14 protein-coding genes are annotated in these 17,014 nt (G+C 60.4%); 8 read left to right on the top strand and 6 right to left on the bottom strand.

Going from position 1 to position 17,014, the window contains the following annotated elements; genetic code table 11:
- From C2U40_RS10010 to apbC, 4 genes are all read right to left on the bottom strand, one after another.
- On the bottom strand, nt 1-1,470 hold the full coding sequence (locus C2U40_RS10010; protein ID WP_011706094.1) for an inorganic phosphate transporter: 1,470 nt from the start codon (nt 1,468-1,470) through the stop codon (nt 1-3).
- A gap of 407 nt (nt 1,471-1,877) precedes the next feature.
- The gene (gene dcd / locus C2U40_RS10005; protein ID WP_011706092.1) at nt 1,878-2,459 is read right to left on the bottom strand and encodes a dCTP deaminase; all 582 of its coding nucleotides are present in this window, start codon (nt 2,457-2,459) and stop codon (nt 1,878-1,880) included.
- Between the two features lie 63 nt (nt 2,460-2,522).
- Nucleotides 2,523-3,167, bottom strand: coding sequence for a uridine kinase (gene udk, locus C2U40_RS10000; RefSeq protein WP_103829283.1), 645 nt, complete (start codon nt 3,165-3,167; stop codon nt 2,523-2,525).
- Between the two features lie 109 nt (nt 3,168-3,276).
- Nucleotides 3,277-4,359, bottom strand: coding sequence for an iron-sulfur cluster carrier protein ApbC (gene apbC / locus C2U40_RS09995; RefSeq protein ID WP_103829282.1), 1,083 nt, complete (start codon nt 4,357-4,359; stop codon nt 3,277-3,279).
- A 186-nt stretch (nt 4,360-4,545) separates the two neighbouring features.
- Here apbC and metG point away from each other — a divergent pair, with 186 nt between their 5' ends.
- The gene (gene metG, locus C2U40_RS09990) at nt 4,546-6,579 is read left to right on the top strand and encodes a methionine--tRNA ligase (RefSeq protein WP_103829281.1); all 2,034 of its coding nucleotides are present in this window, start codon (nt 4,546-4,548) and stop codon (nt 6,577-6,579) included.
- A gap of 207 nt (nt 6,580-6,786) precedes the next feature.
- A complete protein-coding gene (locus C2U40_RS09985) occupies nt 6,787-7,422 on the top strand; it encodes a glutathione S-transferase family protein (RefSeq protein WP_073350325.1) in 636 nt (211 codons plus the stop codon).
- Between the two features lie 79 nt (nt 7,423-7,501).
- Here C2U40_RS09985 and C2U40_RS09980 read toward each other — a convergent pair whose 3' ends face one another.
- Nucleotides 7,502-7,774, bottom strand: coding sequence for an acylphosphatase (locus C2U40_RS09980; protein ID WP_005300975.1), 273 nt, complete (start codon nt 7,772-7,774; stop codon nt 7,502-7,504).
- 85 nt (nt 7,775-7,859) lie between these two features.
- On the opposite strand from C2U40_RS09980, the gene C2U40_RS09975 reads away from it, so the two are divergent.
- The 3 genes from C2U40_RS09975 to C2U40_RS09965 all read left to right on the top strand — a co-directional run bounded on the left by C2U40_RS09975 (nt 7,860) and on the right by C2U40_RS09965 (nt 11,909).
- Nucleotides 7,860-9,290, top strand: a complete 1,431-nt coding sequence (locus C2U40_RS09975; RefSeq protein ID WP_103829280.1) for a methyl-accepting chemotaxis protein — start codon at nt 7,860-7,862, stop codon at nt 9,288-9,290.
- Nucleotides 9,291-9,482: 192 nt separating this feature from the next.
- A complete protein-coding gene (locus C2U40_RS09970) occupies nt 9,483-10,685 on the top strand; it encodes an ISL3-like element ISAeme19 family transposase (RefSeq protein ID WP_081000878.1) in 1,203 nt (400 codons plus the stop codon).
- A 30-nt stretch (nt 10,686-10,715) separates the two neighbouring features.
- Nucleotides 10,716-11,909, top strand: coding sequence for a class I SAM-dependent methyltransferase (locus C2U40_RS09965; RefSeq protein WP_029300865.1), 1,194 nt, complete (start codon nt 10,716-10,718; stop codon nt 11,907-11,909).
- 483 nt (nt 11,910-12,392) lie between these two features.
- Here C2U40_RS09965 and C2U40_RS09960 read toward each other — a convergent pair whose 3' ends face one another.
- Nucleotides 12,393-13,037 (bottom strand): glutathione S-transferase family protein, encoded by a 645-nt coding sequence (locus C2U40_RS09960; RefSeq protein WP_103828056.1) that lies wholly within the window; start codon nt 13,035-13,037, stop codon nt 12,393-12,395.
- A gap of 260 nt (nt 13,038-13,297) precedes the next feature.
- On the opposite strand from C2U40_RS09960, the gene C2U40_RS09955 reads away from it, so the two are divergent.
- The 3 genes from C2U40_RS09955 (at nt 13,298) to mnmH (ending at nt 17,007) form a co-directional block, all read left to right on the top strand.
- Nucleotides 13,298-14,482, top strand: a complete 1,185-nt coding sequence (locus C2U40_RS09955) for an acyltransferase family protein (protein WP_103828055.1) — start codon at nt 13,298-13,300, stop codon at nt 14,480-14,482.
- A gap of 384 nt (nt 14,483-14,866) precedes the next feature.
- Entirely contained in the window at nt 14,867-15,910 is a 1,044-nt protein-coding gene (selD, locus tag C2U40_RS09950) for a selenide, water dikinase SelD (RefSeq protein WP_103828054.1), read from the top strand.
- Nucleotides 15,907-17,007: a tRNA 2-selenouridine(34) synthase MnmH gene (gene mnmH / locus C2U40_RS09945; RefSeq protein WP_103828053.1), complete on the top strand. Its 1,101-nt coding sequence runs from the start codon at nt 15,907-15,909 to the stop codon at nt 17,005-17,007. Before selD ends, mnmH begins: the two co-directional genes overlap by 4 nt.
- Nucleotides 17,008-17,014 lie beyond the last annotated feature (7 nt).

The raw sequence follows: 17,014 nt of genomic DNA, 5'->3' as shown, positions 1-17,014 counted from the left end.
TCAGCTAAACAGATGATGGCTGATCAGGAACAGACCACCAGAGAGCAGCATGGTCAGCGGCAGGGTCAGCACCCAGGCCATCAGGATGGTCTTGATGGTCTGGCTCTGCAGGCCCGACTTGTTGGCCACCATGGTCCCCGCTACCGCAGAAGAGAGGATGTGGGTGGTCGATACCGGCATCCCGGTCAAGCTGGCCACGCCGATGGAAGCGGCAGCGGTGATCTGGGCTGCGATCCCCTGGCTGTAGGTCATGCCGGATGAGCCGATTTTCTCGCCTACTGTGTAGACGATACGACGCCAGCCCACCATGGTGCCACACCCCAGCGCCAGCGCGATGGAGACGATGACCCAGGTCGGTGCATATTCAGCAGTGGCCGTCAGATCCTTGCGCCATTTGGCAAGGTCAGTCAGCTCTTTGGCCGGCAGCGGCAGCTTGGACACCTTGCGAGCGGTATCGTCGATACACAGCAACAGACGGCGCACTTCACGGCGATCGGTCAGGTCCATCTCTTCATAGGTCCGCACCTGGGCAAGACGATTGTCCAGCGTGGCCATGGCCTGCAGGGCACCATCGGCAGCACAGTGGGTCATCAACTCTTCCTGGGCCTGAGCTGGCACACTGAAGTTCACTACCTTGGAAACCTGCTCATGGTTGCGCTGATAGATCTCCATGATGCGCTGATTGGCATCCTGGGTGCGATCCAGGTCATAGGAGCGGCTGTTCATGTCCAGTGCGAAATAGGCAGGTGCCATGCAGATCAGCACCAGCATCACCAGACCGATGCCCTTCTGGCCATCGTTGGAACCGTGCACAAAGCTCACGCCCATGGCAGACGCCACCAGAGTGAGACGTGCCCAGAACGGTGGATGCTTCTTGCCATCCACCAGCAGACGCTCTTCCGGGGTCTTGTGGATCTTGCTGCCCTGCCAGACGCGTTTCATGGCAAACAGCAGCAGCGCAGCGATGATGAAACCGACGGTGGGAGAGATGATGAGGGAAAGCATGATGTCGATGGCTTTCGCGACGTTGATGCCTTCCTGCAGCGGTTGATGGCTGATCCAGGCATAGGCGCCGCCTACCCCCAGAATGGAGCCGATCAGCGTGTGTGAGCTGGACGCCGGGATCCCGAAGAACCAGGTACCCAGATTCCACACGATGGCGGAGAACAGCAGGGAGAACACCATGATCAGACCCTGAGTGGAGTCCATCCCCAGCAGCAGATCGATGGGCAGCAGGTGAACAATGGCATAAGCCACTCCCAGCCCCCCCATCATGACCCCGGCAAAGTTGAACAGACCGGAGGCCACTACTGCCATGTGTGCCGGCATCGCCTTGGTATAGATAACCGTTGCTACCGCGTTGGCGGTATCGTGAAAGCCGTTGATGAATTCATAGGCCAACACAAAAAAAACGGCCAATACCAAACCGATTGACCACCACAAACCCAAACCACTAAACATTTCAAACATAAAAAACGAACCTGTTTATGAGTTGCGGCGGATTATGCCAGAAGGCTGGTAACGCCATACCCGTTGTTGAAATATTTCAGTAAGAAAAAAAAAGAGCATTCCGTCTGCAAATAGCTTAGAGCCAGTCTCCATGCGGCTTGTCACAGATTAATTAAACAGACCTTGCCTGACAAAAACAGTCCCCAAACGGGAACAATTCATCATCAGTATGCCGCAAAAACCACTATCACCCACTTAGGCTCCGTCAATTTTCGACCGACCGTATCGCCCTATTTGTACAAATGACAGGCAAGATCACTCCCTCGCCCTGCCCTCTTTGCCACATCCACCTGCCCAAGTGAATGGAGAAGGGCGCCATCGGCGCCCTCTTTTAACACATTGCCGTCGGCTCGACTGTCGATCCGATCTCAGTCCTGATTGATACGACTGGCAACCGCTCCCTGCTGGCTCTTGTACTTGGCGTTTTCCCGTTTGTTATAGGGACGCGCCGCCACACCTGAGAGCATCTCGAAGTTCAGCGCACCGATCTTCATCTTGGGGCGCAACGCCAGCGGCAGCTTGCCGCCGTTGTAGAACTCCAGCACGATGCGACCGGACCAGCCCGGATCGATGCGGTGCGCGGTCACGTGCACCATCAGCCCGAGGCGGGCCAGGGAGGAGCGGCCATCGAGCCAGCCCACGATGTCGGCAGGGAGGGTGACCGATTCATAGGTCACCGCCAGGGCCAGCTGACCCGGGTGCAGATAGAAGGCTTCGCCATCCGGCACATGGATTTCATCGCTCATCACCCGGTCGATGGCGTCGGCCATTTCACTGCTGGGGCCGCTCAGATCGATATAGGGGGCGGTATGATCGCGAAACACCCGAAACTCGTTGCCCAGCAGCACGTCGACGCTGACGCCGCTGATCCGTTCAATACCGGGTCTGGGCTCAATGACGATCTTGCCTTCATCCAGATGACGTTCGATATCGGTATCACAAAGACGCATTGGGCGACTCTCCTGACAAATTGTTCATTTAAAAAAGCCGGGCATCACCCGGCTTGATATCTCTCAACCAATCAACATGTGGCGGATACGCGCCTTGAGCATGTCGATGGCGATGCGGTTCTTGCCGCCACGGGGGACGATCACGTCCGCGTACTGCTTGGAAGGCTCGATAAACTGCAGGAACATGGGGCGTACCGTCTTCTGGTACTGCTTGAGCACAGAATCCATGGTCCGGCCACGCTCCTGCACGTCACGCACCAGACGGCGCAGCAGGCAGATGTCGAGCGGCGTATCCATGAAGATGGAGGCATCCATCAGATCCCGCAAGCGGCTGTCGGTGAGCAGCAGGATCCCTTCCAGAATGATCACCCGACGCGGTGCGAACGGGGTCACTTCATTCATGCGGGTATGTTCGGTATAGGAGTATTGGGGAATATTGACCGCATCACCTTGTACCAGCTGGCTCAGGTGCTGGACCAGCAGATCGTGATCCAGCGCGTTGGGGTGGTCATAGTTGGTTTTGACCCGCTCTTCCATGGTCAGGTGGGTCTGATCGCGGTAGTAGCAATCTTCGGTGATCACGCCAATCTGACCGGCTCCCAGCTCGGCCACCAGCTCTTCATAGATGGTTTGGGCTATAAGACTCTTGCCGGAAGCGGATGCACCAGCAATACCGATGATCACACACGAATGTTGAGTATCAGACATTGAAAATACCTAAAGAGAAGAGCAGTGGGGATGGTTTAAACCGATCCATTATATAAAAAAGGGTGAGCCATGCCCACCCTCAAATCCACCCCAGGCGGTCGACCGCCGATTATTCATCCAGCGCCATGGCATAGAGGGGGGTCGCAATCGGTTTACCGCTGAAATAGAGTTCAGCCCCCACCCGACGGGCTAGTTTCAGATAGGCCTCTGCCAGCTCCCCGCTCGGGGCGCCGAACACGGTTGGGCAGCCATCATCCATGTGCTGGCGGATGTCGATGTGCAGCGGCAGTTGGCCAAGCAGCGCCACCTGATACTGTTCCGCCATCTTCTGGCCACCACCGGTACCGAACAGCGGCTCATGATGACCACAGGCGCTGCAGACGTGGTAACTCATGTTTTCGATGATGCCGAGCACCGGTACGCTGACCTTGTTGAACATGGCCAGTCCCTTGCGGGCATCCGCCAACGCCACGTCCTGCGGCGTGGTGACGATCACCGCCGCCGTGGTCGGCACCTGCTGGGCCAGGGTCAGCTGGATGTCGCCGGTACCCGGTGGCATGTCCACCACCAGATAGTCCACTTCACCCCAGCGGGTCTCGTGGAGGATCTGGGCCAGCGCCTTGCTCGCCATGGGGCCACGCCAGATGGTGGCATCCTGCTCGGCCACCAGATAGCCGATGCTGTTGCTCTTGAGGCCGCAGGCCATCACCGGCTCCATCAGCTTGCCGTCATGGCTGACGGGGCGCTCCTTCAAGGTTCCGGTCATGGTCGGAATGGAGGGGCCATAGATGTCCGCATCCAGAATGGCGACCCGCGCCCCCTCCTTTTGCAGCGCCAGCGCTAGGTTGACCGCGGTGGTGGACTTGCCCACCCCGCCCTTGCCGGAGGCAACCACGATGATGTTGCGAATGCCCTGCACTGCCGCCAGTCCTTGCGCTCGCGGCAGGCTGGCGACCTCGATTTCGCCCACCCAGTCGATACGGGTGGCGCCGGTGGCGCTGCGCAGGCGGGCATCGAACTCCTGCTTGATCTGCTCAAACAGGGAGTGGCCTGCAAAGGGCAGCACCAGCTTGATGGTCAGCGTCGAGCCCTGTTTGTCGATGCTGCGCACGAAGCCGGCAGCCACCAGATCCTTGCCCCAGCATGTTGGCTTAAATTCGGCGAGGATCTGTTTTACTGAATCAATCACCATTAACTCCTCATTATCTTGTCTTTATCTTGAGGTGAACGGTTACCGCACACAAATCAGTGGCTTGCCTGCTGGTCGACCAGCGTGTGCCGGCAGGGCGGACGAGCCACAACCCTAGGCAGGCTACCCCCAATTCGGGTAACATGCACGGCACTCTATCATCCCAACAAGCACATCAAGAACGACTATATGGCAACTGATCCTCGTACAATGCTGGTAACCTGCGCCCTTCCCTATGCCAATGGCTCCATCCATCTTGGCCACATGCTGGAACACATCCAGGCCGATATCTGGGTTCGTTATCAGCGAATGCGCGGTCACCAGGTGCACTTTGTCTGTGCCGACGATGCCCACGGCACCCCGATCATGCTCAAGGCCCAACAGCTGGGGATCACCCCGGAAGAGATGATCGCGGCCGTCTCCAAGGAGCACCAGGCCGACTTCGCCGGGTTCAACATCAGTTTTGACAACTATCACTCCACCCACAGCGACGAGAACCGCGAGCTGGCGGAGCTGATCTACGGCCGTCTGCAGGCCGGCGGCAAGATCAAGAGCCGCACCATCTCCCAGCTGTTCGATCCTGAAAAGTCCATGTTCCTGCCGGACCGCTTCGTCAAGGGTACCTGCCCCAAGTGCAAGTCCCCGGAGCAGTATGGCGACAACTGTGACAGCTGCGGCGCCACCTACAGCCCGACCGAGCTGATTGATCCGAAATCCGCCGTCTCCGGCGCCACCCCGGTGATGAAGGACTCCGAACACTTTTTCTTCGATCTGCCGCAGTTTGAAAAATGGCTGGCAGAGTGGGTGCGCGGCTCCGGCGCCATTCAGGAAGAGATGGCCAACAAGATGCAGGAATGGTTCGAAAGCGGCCTGCAGCAGTGGGACATCACCCGTGACGCCCCCTACTTCGGGTTCGAAATTCCCGGCGCCCCGGGCAAGTACTTCTACGTCTGGCTGGACGCCCCCATCGGTTACATGGCGTCGTTCAAGAACCTGTGCAACAAGCGCGGCGACATCGATTTCGACAGCTACTGGAAAGCGGACTCCGAGGCCGAGCTCTATCACTTCATCGGCAAGGACATCGCCTACTTCCACTGCCTGTTCTGGCCGTCCATGCTGGAAGGCGCCGGTTTCCGCAAGCCGACCAAGGTCAACGTGCACGGCTACGTGACCGTCAACGGCGCCAAGATGTCCAAGTCCAAGGGCACCTTCATCAAGGCTTCCACCTATCTCAATCACCTGGATCCGGAGTGCCTGCGTTACTACTACGCCGCCAAGCTCAACAGCCACATCGACGATCTGGACTTGAACCTCGATGACTTCGTCGCCCGCGTCAACGCCGACGTGGTCAACAAGCTGGTCAACCTGGCTTCCCGCAACGCCGGTTTCATCGCCAAGCGTTTCGACGGCAAGCTGGCGGCAACCTGTGCCGAGCCCGAGCTCTACGCCGAGTTCGCCAACGCCCGCACTGCCATCGCCGAAGCCTACGAGAGCCGCGAGTTCAGCCGCGCCATCCGCGAGATCATGGCGCTGGCCGACAAAGCCAACCGCTACGTGGATGACAAGGCTCCCTGGGTCATCGCCAAGCAGGAAGGCGCTGATGCCGAGCTGCAGGCGGTCTGCTCCGTCGGCATCAACCTGTTCCGGGTGCTGATGGCCTACTTGAAGCCGGTGATGCCGCTGCTGGCCGAGCGTACCGAAGCCTTCCTGGCCGAAACCCTCAGCTGGGATGGTGTCGAAATGCCTCTGGTTGATCACACCGTTGCCCCGTTCAAGGCGCTGTTCTCCCGTATCGAACCGGCCAAAATCGAAGCCATGATCGACGCGTCCAAGGAAGATCTGGCCAAAGAGCAGGCACCGAAAGCGAGCGGCCCGCTGGTAGACGATCCCATCAGCGAGACCATCAGCTACGACGACTTCGCCAAGATTGACCTGCGCGTTGCGCTGATCAAGAAGGCCGAAGCAGTACCGGAAGCGGACAAACTGCTCAAGCTGCAGCTGGATATCGGCGGTGAGACCCGCCAGGTGTTTGCCGGCATCAAGTCCGCCTACAACCCGGAAGATCTGGAAGGCAAGCTGACCGTGATGGTGGCCAACCTGGCCCCGCGCAAGATGCGCTTCGGCATGTCCGAAGGCATGGTGCTGGCGGCAGGCCCGGGCGGCAAGGATCTCTGGATCCTGGAGCCGCAGGAAGGCGCCCAGCCCGGCATGCGCGTCAAGTAAGCGCAGCCCGGTCATCAAGCAATCAAGGGAGGCCTGCGGCCTCCCTTTTATTTTTCCCTCTTCGCCCCCTTCCCTCGTTCCTCTCCCCACTGAACGCCCTGGATGGTGCGCGCTTCACCCCTTCGGTGCTTGTTGCGTTTGGGTAATTTGCCTAGACTGGCGATTCACTTCGGGCCCATGGCCCCCTTCATCAGGCAAGGAGCAAGCATGATCACCTTATATGGCACCCCCGTCAGCCGGGCCCTGCGCGTATCCTGGTTACTGGAAGAGCTGGACGTGGCATGGCAGTTCCAGTTTCTCGACTTCGCCAAGGGCGAGAACCGCAGCGACTGGTTTTTGACCCTCAACCCGAGCGGCAAGATGCCGGTGCTCAAGGACGGGGAGTTCGTGCTGACCGAATCCGCCGCCATCATGCAGTACCTGGCCGAGGTGTATGGCCCGCACTGGCTGCCGGCCAGAGGGACCCAGGCCTCGGCGCTGCACGCCCAGTGGGTCAGTTTCATCACCTGCGAGCTGGAGCAGCCACTGTGGACCATCGGCAAGCACCGCTTCGCTCTGCCCGAGGCCCAACGCCTGCCGGCCATCTTCCCCACCGCCAAGTGGGAGTTCGACAAGGCGGCGGCCATCGCCGAATCCTGGGTGCCCGAGCAGGGTTACCTGCTGGGTGAGCAGGTAACCATCGCCGATCTGCTGCTGGCCCATACCCTGATGTGGGCCACCCGCTTCGAACAGACCATTCCCCCCAAGCTGGCAGCCTATCGGGATCGTCTGGCCAAACGCCCCGCCCTGCAGGCGGTGCTGGCCAAGACCCAGGCCATCGCCGATGCCGCCCAGGCCGGCTGACTCAAGAGTGCCATCGATGCAAACGGGAGCCTGTGTGGCTCCCGTTTTTCATGGCTGTTCGGCGTCATTGGCGAGGCACTCAATTGGTATGAAAGCCGCTCCCCTTGGGCGGTGGCGCCACTTCATACTCCATCCGGGTCACCTCGGCGGTGCGCGGCCCGCGTTCCAGCCAACCCAGCATCATTTGCACGCTCTGCTCCGGCCCGCAGATGAGGATCTCCACCGAGCCATCTTCCAGGTTGTAGGCGTGGCCCCGCAGCCCCAGTTGCAGCGCCCGCTCCCGGGTGAAGTAACGAAACCCCACCCCCTGAACCAGGCCCCACACTCGCACGACAAACGATTGCTCTCCCATTTCTCACACCTTCCCCTTAAGAAATTTCCCCCCAAGGCGATAATGAGCGCGACACTCTCATCCCCTTGCAGGACGCAATACCATTATGAAAGAAGTAAAGTTTCGGTGGGTTGACCGTTATCTCATTCACCTCACGATCAGCGAAAAATTTCTCATCACCTTCTGGTGCCCGCTGCTGTTCATCGCCTTTCTCAGCTGGTATCTGCTGGCCGACGGCCACCAGCAACAGATGCAGCTGCGCCTGGATCAGCTCAAGCAGCGGGTCGAACTCAGTGCCCAGCTATCGAGCCAGCACGCAGGTCTCACCCTGCCGGCCGAGCTCACGCTGAGCCCGACCGGCAACACAGGGTTAACCCGGCAGGGCGACATCTATCGATATGGCGCCAGCGCCGGTCAGGCCGGGGTCGTCACCGGCACCCTGGATGCCTCCCGCTACTCCATGTGGGATGGTCAGGGCACCACGCTCACCATCATCGCCGTGCTGGCTGCCCTGCTGGCGCTGGTCACCCACTACCTGATGACCTTTGTCTCCGGTGCGCTCTACTCCACCAACAAGGCATTGCAGACCGTGGCGGATGGCGATCTCACCTTCCGTCTCAACTTCTTCCCGGTTCGCGACGAATTCTCCATTCTGGCAGGCAGCATCGACAGATTCACCGACCGCCAACACAAGATAGTGCAACTGGTAGAAGAGTCCGCCGAGGCGCTCACCCTGGCCGCCGACGAGTTTCGCGATCATGCCAGCGAGGGTGAGAGCATGGCCCGCTCCCAGCGCCAGCACATGGACTCCCTGGCCGCCGCCATGGAGCAGATGTCCGCCGCCATCCGCGAAGTGGCCCGCAACGCCAACGACACCCTGCAGCAGACCCGTCAGTCGAGCGAAGAGGCAGCCAACGGCGCCGCCCGGGTATCACGCACCATCACTGCCATCCGTACCCTGGCTGACGAGATAGGCAACGCCTCCGGCGCGGTGGAACGGCTGACCCACAACGCCAATCGCATCAACGAAGTAGTCAACGTCATCAACGCCATCTCCCAGCAGACCAACCTGCTGGCCCTCAATGCCGCCATCGAGGCGGCCCGCGCCGGCGAACAGGGCCGCGGCTTCGCGGTGGTGGCCGACGAGGTACGCACTCTTGCCAGCCGCACCCAGCAGGCCACGGTGGAGATCCAGCAGATGATCGAAGAGCTGCAGGCCGGCACCGGCGCGCTGAACGACATCATGGAGAAAACCGTAGGTCGCGCCGCCAGCAGCCAGGCCTTGATCAGCGAAGTAGGGCTCGACATCGACAAGCTCAGCAACCACAGCGATGCGGTGCTGGAGATGAGCACCCAGATCGCCACCTCCAGCGAACAGCAGAGCTCGGTGGCCGAGGAGATCACCCGCAATCTGGATCAGGTACGCCACGAAGCGGGCCAGGTGGAAGAGTCCGCCAGCGCCTCGGTGGCCGGCACCGCCGGCCTCAAGGCCACCGCTACCGAGCTGGCACAGGCACTGAAGGGGCTAAAGATCTGATTTTTTTAACAACAAGCGCCCAGAGCCTGACGCTATCTGCCAAGGTTGTTTGAGTTTTGCCAGCGGGCCACATAGAATGTGGCCCCTTTTCTTTGGTTCTTCGCGGGATCTTGGGGAAGTGGAAGTTGACAGACAGGGTGCTGGTAAACTGGCTGTCTCCAAACACACCACCACCATCACCCTGCTGTCGCCGTGCATCATATTGATATTGCCTCCTTCTGGCCAGGTTATACCGTCATCGCCCAAGCGCTTTCTGCCAACCATCACACCCTGTTTACCCTTGAGCCTCGCGCCGACTTCTTGCCCCGTTGTCGCCGATGCCTGCAACCCACGCCATTGATCCACGACCAACGTATCCGCCGGGTGCGTGAGCGAGACCTATTTGACCGACAAGTCTGGTTACAACTGCCTGTTCGCCGCGTCGACTGTCTGCGCTGTGGTCGCGTCAGTGAACATATCGACTGGCTCCCCTCTGGCTCCCGCCTCACCCGGCGCATGCAGTGCTGGATTGAAGCGCTCGTTCAGTACCTCCCCATCCGCCATGTCAGCCAGCTCACCGGGGTCGGTTGGCACACCATCAAGGAGATCGACAAGCGCCGTTTGCAGACCAGTGTGGGCACCATCGAACTTGGGGAGGTGCGGCGGCTGGTGATGGATGAGTTTGCCCTGCACAAGGGACACCGCTATGCCACCGTGATCATGGATGCCGAGCGAACCCGCGTCCTGTGGGTGGGGCACGGCAACAGCCGGGCCGCTATCCGTCCCTTCTTCGAGCAGCTCGGCGAGCGATGCCAGCAGATTGAAGCGGTGGCGATGGACATGAACACGGCGTTCGACCTGGAGGTGAAGCAACACTGCCCGCAGGCGGAGGTGGTCTACGACCTGTTCCACGTGGTGGCTCGCTATGGCCGAGAGGTGGTGGACCGGGTGCGAGTGGAGCAGGCGAATGCACTGAAAAGCGATAAACCGGCGCGAAAAGTGGTCAAAAGTGCGCGTTGGTTGCTGCTACGTAATCGGGCGAAGTTGAGTGAAAAACAGGATGTGAAGTTGCAGGAGCTGTTGGCGGCGAATCAACCGCTGGCGATGGTGTACGTGCTGAAAGAGGGGTTGAAGGGCATCTGGTATGCGCCGAGCGTGTGGGAAGGATGGCGACGATGGCGGAGCTGGATGCGGCAGGTGAAGGAAAGCGGGCTAGCGCCGCTGCAACGATTTGGTCGAAATTTATCGAAATATATGCGGGGGATCCTGGCGAGTGCAAACTACCCGATGCACACGAGTGTGCTGGAAGGGGTGAACAACAAGATCAAAGTGATAAAGCGTATGGCATATGGATTTAGGGACTCAGAATACTTTTTTCTGAAAATCAAGGCGGCCTTCCCCGGAAAGCCGCGATGAACCTTTTCTTTTGACCATCTGGCAACCCCCATGAGCGCTTCCATCTATCTCGTCAAAGGCCGCGAAAAATCCCTGCTGCGTCGCCACCCCTGGATCTTCTCCAAGGGGATCGAGCGGGTACAGGGCAACCCCATTGATGGCGATACCGTCGAGATCTACACCCAGGATGGCAAGTGGCTCGCCCGCGGTGCCTGGTCCGGCAGCTCCCAGATCCGCGCCCGGGTCTGGACCTTCGACAAAGATGAAACAGTCGATCTCGACTTCTTCATCCGTCGCCTCAAATATGCCCAGGAGTCCCGCGACGGGCTCATCAAGCGTCAGGGCCTCACCGGCTATCGCCTCTGCGCCGCCGAATCCGACGGCCTGCCGGGTCTGACCATCGACCGCTATGCCGACTTTCTGGTGTGCCAAATTCTCTCTGCCGGTGCAGAGTTCCAGCGCGAGTTGATCACCCAAGCACTGCGTACCCTCTACCCCGAGTGCAGCATCTATGAGCGCTCCGACGTGGCAGTACGCAAGAAGGAAGGACTGAAAGAGCGTACCGGCGTCATCTATGGCGAAACCCCGACCGAGCCGGTGGTGATCGAGGAGAACGGCGGCGTCAAAATCCTGGTGGACATCCGCAACGGCCACAAGACCGGTTTCTATCTGGATCAGCGGGACAACCGCCAGGCTGCCGCCAAGTACACCGAAGGCAAGCGGGTGCTCAACTGCTTCTGCTACACCGGTGGTTTTGGCGTCTACGCCCTCAAGGGCGGCGCCAAGGAAGTGGTCAACGTCGATCTCTCCCAAAATGCGCTGGACATCGCCCGCCAGAACGCCGAACTGAACGGGCTGGATACCAGCAACACCCAGTTCGTCCGCCACGACGTGTTCAAGCTGCTGCGTGAATACCGCGAGAAGGGCGAGAAATTCGATGTCATCGTGCTGGATCCTCCCAAGTTTGCCGAAAGTAAGGCCCAGCTGCTGGGCGCCTGCCGCGGCTACAAGGACATCAACATGCTGGCGTTCCAGCTGCTGGCGCCGGGTGGCGTGCTCTTGACCTACTCCTGCTCCGGTCTGATGGAGCAGAGCCTGTTCCAGAAGATCGTCGCCGATGCGGCGCTCGATGCCGGCCGCGACGCCCAGATCCTGGAGCTCCTGTCCCAGGCATCCGATCACCCCATCGGTACCGCCTATCCGGAAGGCTTCTACCTCAAGGGGCTGGTGGTACGCGCCCGCTAAGCCGAGCAGACCAGCGCAGCCCCCTTGTCCCCGGTTCCAGATCCGGGCCAGGACTGGGTCCGGCAAGCCATCAAAAAGCCCGCGATCAAAGCGGGCTTTTTTTATGCGGCCGCCAAAGAGATAACCTCCCCCCGACTTTGCCATCAACAACGATGGGGACCCATATCTCTCCTCTTCAACTGACGACTGCCATCCTCAACCTGGAATTGCCGCATCGTTAGCCAGATTCTCATCTCTCTTTCACCCCTGACATGGCATACACAGCCCACCAGCAGGGACATTCCAGGCATTTGCTTTATGCAAAAACATGAAATATTACGCATCAACATTAAAAATTACTCGGGGAAATATCGGCCGTAATCGCATACTCACTCACCTGAGTGAATATCACTGTTTTTTCCCCTGCTGTTGATAACGCCATATCCTGTCCGCCTCGCACATTGCCCGGGGCGGCAATACTTAGCCCGCCACAAACCATCCCGCTCAATCACGCACCGGCGCGCCCAGCGGGAAGTAATGTCGAAATGGCCTGGCCTCCTCCACTACCCGCACGATGGAGGGATGATTGAGCAGACGGGCGCGATAGGCACGCAGACGGCCATAACCAGCAGGGATCTCATGGGCCCAATCGGCGTAGAAGAGCGAGGGGGCGGCGACGCAATCAGCCAGCGTGAAGTCTGCGCCGGCAATCCAGTGGCGCCCTTCGAGCCGCTGATCGAGCCAGGGGTAGATCTGATCGAGCAGCTCGCGGGCCTCCGCTACGCCATAACGGTCGCGATCCGCGACCGGGCGCAGCGCATCCAGCACCACTTTTTGCATCGGCGTCATCACATAGTTGTCGAAGACGCGATCCAGCATATGCACCTCCAGACCCGCATCGCCAGGCGGGATCAGGCAGACGGGGCCCGGGTGGTACGCCTGCAGATGGGCGACGATGGTGCTGCTCTCGAGAATGCAGCGACCGTCATCCAGCAGCACGGGGAAGCGCTTGAGTGGCCAGAGGGCGGCAAGTTCGGCGTTGGCCGCCGGCTCTTCGAGATTCCGGTATTCAAACGGGGTGGCATTCTCGTAGAGGGCGATCAATACCTTCTGGCTGTAGGATGAGAAAGGGTGGGCATAGAGTTTCATTAGGACAATCCTCGCACGCTGATGGATGACTTCCCTAGTCTAGATCCCCTCTTCACCTTCGCTGCAGCGCGGATTCCTTGCTGGTTTTTGGATGATAAATGCGCATTCATGACGACAATCACACCCGTATGACTCTCTTTTAGGTAGGGTTATCCCGCCTGTGGCCGCCAAGCCTGGGCAGCCGACTCATCAGGGTTGATGAGCGGCACCACAACAAAAATCGATGTCAGGCCAAGCTGAACATCATCAAGGATCCCGTCATGAATCAATCATTGCCGCTGTTGACGCCGCTGCGGGGCATCGCTGCCCTGATGGTGGTGCTGTTCCATGCCCGCTTGCTGCTCTTTCCTCAGTGGATGGAGTCGATCGCCGGCCACACCCAACTCATCGAGAACGGCTACCTCTGGGTCGATCTGTTCTTTATTTTGAGCGGGCTGGTGCTGGCCCATGTCTATGGGGAGGCGTTTGTCCGCACGCCCCGCACCATCGGTTATGGCCGCTTCCTCTGGCTGCGGCTGACCCGGGTTTATCCCCTCTACCTGGTGACCCTGCTGCTGCTGCTGGGCTGGGAGCTCTACAAGGCCCACCATGAGATTGGCTTCTACGCCGGCCCCCTGTTCAAGATGTGGGAGTGGGAAGGGATGCCTCCTTTCGGCTCGCCCTTTACCCCGGCCGAGGCGCTGCCAAGCAGCCTGTTGCTGCTGCAGGTGGTAACCGATCACGGGTTGACCTGGAACTTCGCCGCCTGGTCGCTCAGCGTGGAGTGGATTAGCTATCTGCTGTTTCCGCTGCTCATTCCGCTCGCCGTCACCCGCAGCCGCTGGAGCAACCTCGCCCCCTTGCTGGCCCTGACGGTGCTGGCCTTTATCGTGCACAGTCGCGGTACCCTGGATGTCACCAGCGGGGCGCTGGCCATTGGGCGCGGGGTAAGTGAATTCGTGCTCGGGCTCTGGCTGCTGCCCAAGGTGAAGGCTGCCCGCCAGCGGCCCATGATGCAGCAGGATCTGCCGCTGCTGCTCGCCTTTTTGCTCCCCTTCGCGCTGATGCAGTTCACCATGACGCCGCAGCTGACCCTGCTGCTGATCAGCGCCTACGTGCTGCTGATCTGGATTGCCGCCTGCCAGGGCGATCGCCAGAGCCCGCTGCTGCGCCTCCTGGATAACCGCTTCACCAACTGGCTGGGGGATCTCTCCTACTCCATCTACCTGCTCCATGCGCTGGTGCTGCTCACCGGCTGCGAGCTTGTCCACTATCTGGCGCCGGGGATCACCGAGTGGTGGTATGCCCAAACCAACCCCTTACTGGGTGTGTTAGCCACGTTGTTGATGCTGGCGGTGCTGATCGGGCTCTCGTCCCTCAGCTACACCCTGCTGGAGCGGCCGCTGCAACGGCGCCTGCGCCGGCTCGGCAAGACTCGCCAGCCGGTGATGGAGCAAGCCGGCTAAGTTCCCCACCAAAAGATGGCCCCGATGGCAGCACGGCTCGCCTTCGGGGCTATGCGGGGGAGAGCCTTGTCAGCGTCATGGCGAAGGCTGACCCTTTCCTCTAAACCCGCCAATTCCCTGCGCTTTGTGTGAATTCCAGTTCGAACCAGAGCGGCCATTTGTGGCATAATGGCCCGTCCTGTGGCCCTTGGCGGGGCTGCGCCGGCGCATCTGTCGCCTCTCCTCCCCCGTCCTGCCAGACTGCCTTGCACGGCTGCCTGACATCGCTGCGCTCAAAGCCAGCCAAGGCCACCCGAATTTCGCGCGCATACGCGCACATTTGACGGCTCCACAGAGCCGCTGCACTTATTTGTACACGCAAGTTTGCACACACAAGGGGAAAGTATGTCTTCCATTCGTCTGACCCAATACAGCCACGGCGCTGGCTGCGGCTGCAAAATCTCTCCCAAGGTGCTCGACACCATTCTCAAGAGCCAGATCCCGGGCTTTGACGACCCGACGCTGGTGGTCGGCAACAGCAGCAAGGATGACGCGGCCGTGGTCGATATCGGTAACGGTAACGGTCAGGGTATCGTCTCCACCACCGACTTCTTCATGCCCATCGTCGATGATCCCTTCACCTTCGGCCGCATCGCCGCCACCAACGCCATCAGCGACATCTACGCCATGGGCGGCAAACCCATCGTCGCCATCGCCATCCTCGGTTGGCCCATCAACACCCTGGCGCCGGAAGTGGCCCAGCAGGTGATCGACGGCGGCCGTCAGGTGTGCCACGAAGCGGGTATTTCTCTGGCCGGCGGCCACAGCATCGATGCCCCCGAGCCCATCTTCGGCCTCGCGGTGACCGGTATCGTGCCGCTCGATGCCATCAAGCAGAACGACACCGCCAAGGTGGGTGACACCCTCTATCTGACCAAGCCGCTTGGCATCGGCATCCTCACCACTGCTCAGAAGAAGGGCAAGCTCAAACCCGAGCACGAGCAACTGGCCCCCAACGCCATGTGCACCCTCAACAAGATTGGCCAGCGCTTTGCCGAACTACCCGGCGTACACGCCATGACCGACGTGACCGGCTTTGGTCTGGCCGGCCATCTGCTGGAGATGTGCGAAGGTTCCGGCGTCAGTGCCCGCCTGGACTTCAAGGCGCTGCCGCTGCTGGACGAGGTGGATTACTACCTGAGTGAGGGCTGCGTACCGGGCGGTACCCTGCGCAACTTCGACTCCTATGGCGACAAGCTGGACGCCATGGATGATCGCACCCGCAACATCCTGTGCGACCCGCAGACCAGCGGCGGCCTGCTGGTAGCCGTCGGTAAAGAAAGTGAAGCCGAGCTCCTCGCCATTGCCGCACAGGCAGGGCTGACCCTCTCCCCCATCGGCCAGCTGCAGGCCCGCACCGGCAACCAGTTCATCGAGGTTGTCCAATGAGTGCACTGCCACTGGCCACGGATTACGCCCGGATTTTTCTGGATGACGTTCCGCTCATCGACCTGCGCGCCCCCATCGAGTTCAAGGAGGGGGCCTTCCCCTGCTCGACCAATCTGCCGTTGATGACGGATGATGAGCGTGCCCAGGTCGGTACCTGCTTCAAGCAGCAGGGGCAGGCGGCCGCCATTGCACTGGGCCATCAACTGGTCGGTGGCGCCGTGCGGGCCGAACGCCTCGAGGGCTGGCTGGCCCAGCTGCGCCAGCAACCGGATGCCGTGCTCTACTGCTTTCGCGGCGGCCTGCGCTCGCAAACGGTGCAGCAGTGGCTGCATGAGGTGGGGGTTACCCGCCCGCGGATCGCTGGCGGCTACAAGGATCTGCGCCGCTTCCTCATCGACACGCTCGATGGAGCGGCGGCGCAGTGCCAATGGACAGTGCTGACCGGCATGACCGGCTCCGGCAAGACCCACATGCTGGCCGAGGTGGCCCAGGCGCTCGATCTGGAAGGCCATGCCCATCACAGGGGGTCGTCGTTTGGCCAGCTGCCCGGCGGCCAGCCCAGCAACATCAACTTTGAAAACAACCTGGCCATCGAGCTGCTCAAGCGCCGCCATCAGGGTGAGCAGGCGTTCGTGGTGGAAGACGAGAGCCGTCTCATCGGCCGCTGCTGCCTGCCCAATCCACTGTTCGATGCCATGAGCCAGGCGCCGCTGGTGGTGGTCGAGGTGCCGCAAGAAGAGCGCGCCGAACAGATCCGCCAGGACTATGTGCACGATCTCTGGCTGCGCTATCAGGCGATGTTTGGCGCCGAAGAGGGCTGGCCGCTGTTTGCCGCCTACCTGACCGATGCACTGGCCAGACTCAAGCGCCGGCTTGGCGATCAGGCCCATCGCGAGCTGGACGCCCTGATGCAGAGCGCGCTCACCGAGCAAGCCAGCAGCGGTGATACCTCGCTGCACCTGGCCTGGATCACCCTGTTGCTGACCCGCTATTACGATCCCATGTACCTTTACCAGCTTGGCAACAAGCGCGAACGCATCATCTTCCAGGGTGACAAGCAGGCTTGCCTCGACTTCTTTGCCAAGCAGCGCGCCTGAATCAGCG

It is taken from the genome of Aeromonas sp. ASNIH4 (assembly GCF_002934425.1).
Taxonomy (GTDB): domain Bacteria; phylum Pseudomonadota; class Gammaproteobacteria; order Enterobacterales; family Aeromonadaceae; genus Aeromonas; species Aeromonas hydrophila.
Note: the sequence above shows the minus strand (reverse complement) of the source record. Positions and strands in the feature narration are given on the sequence as shown.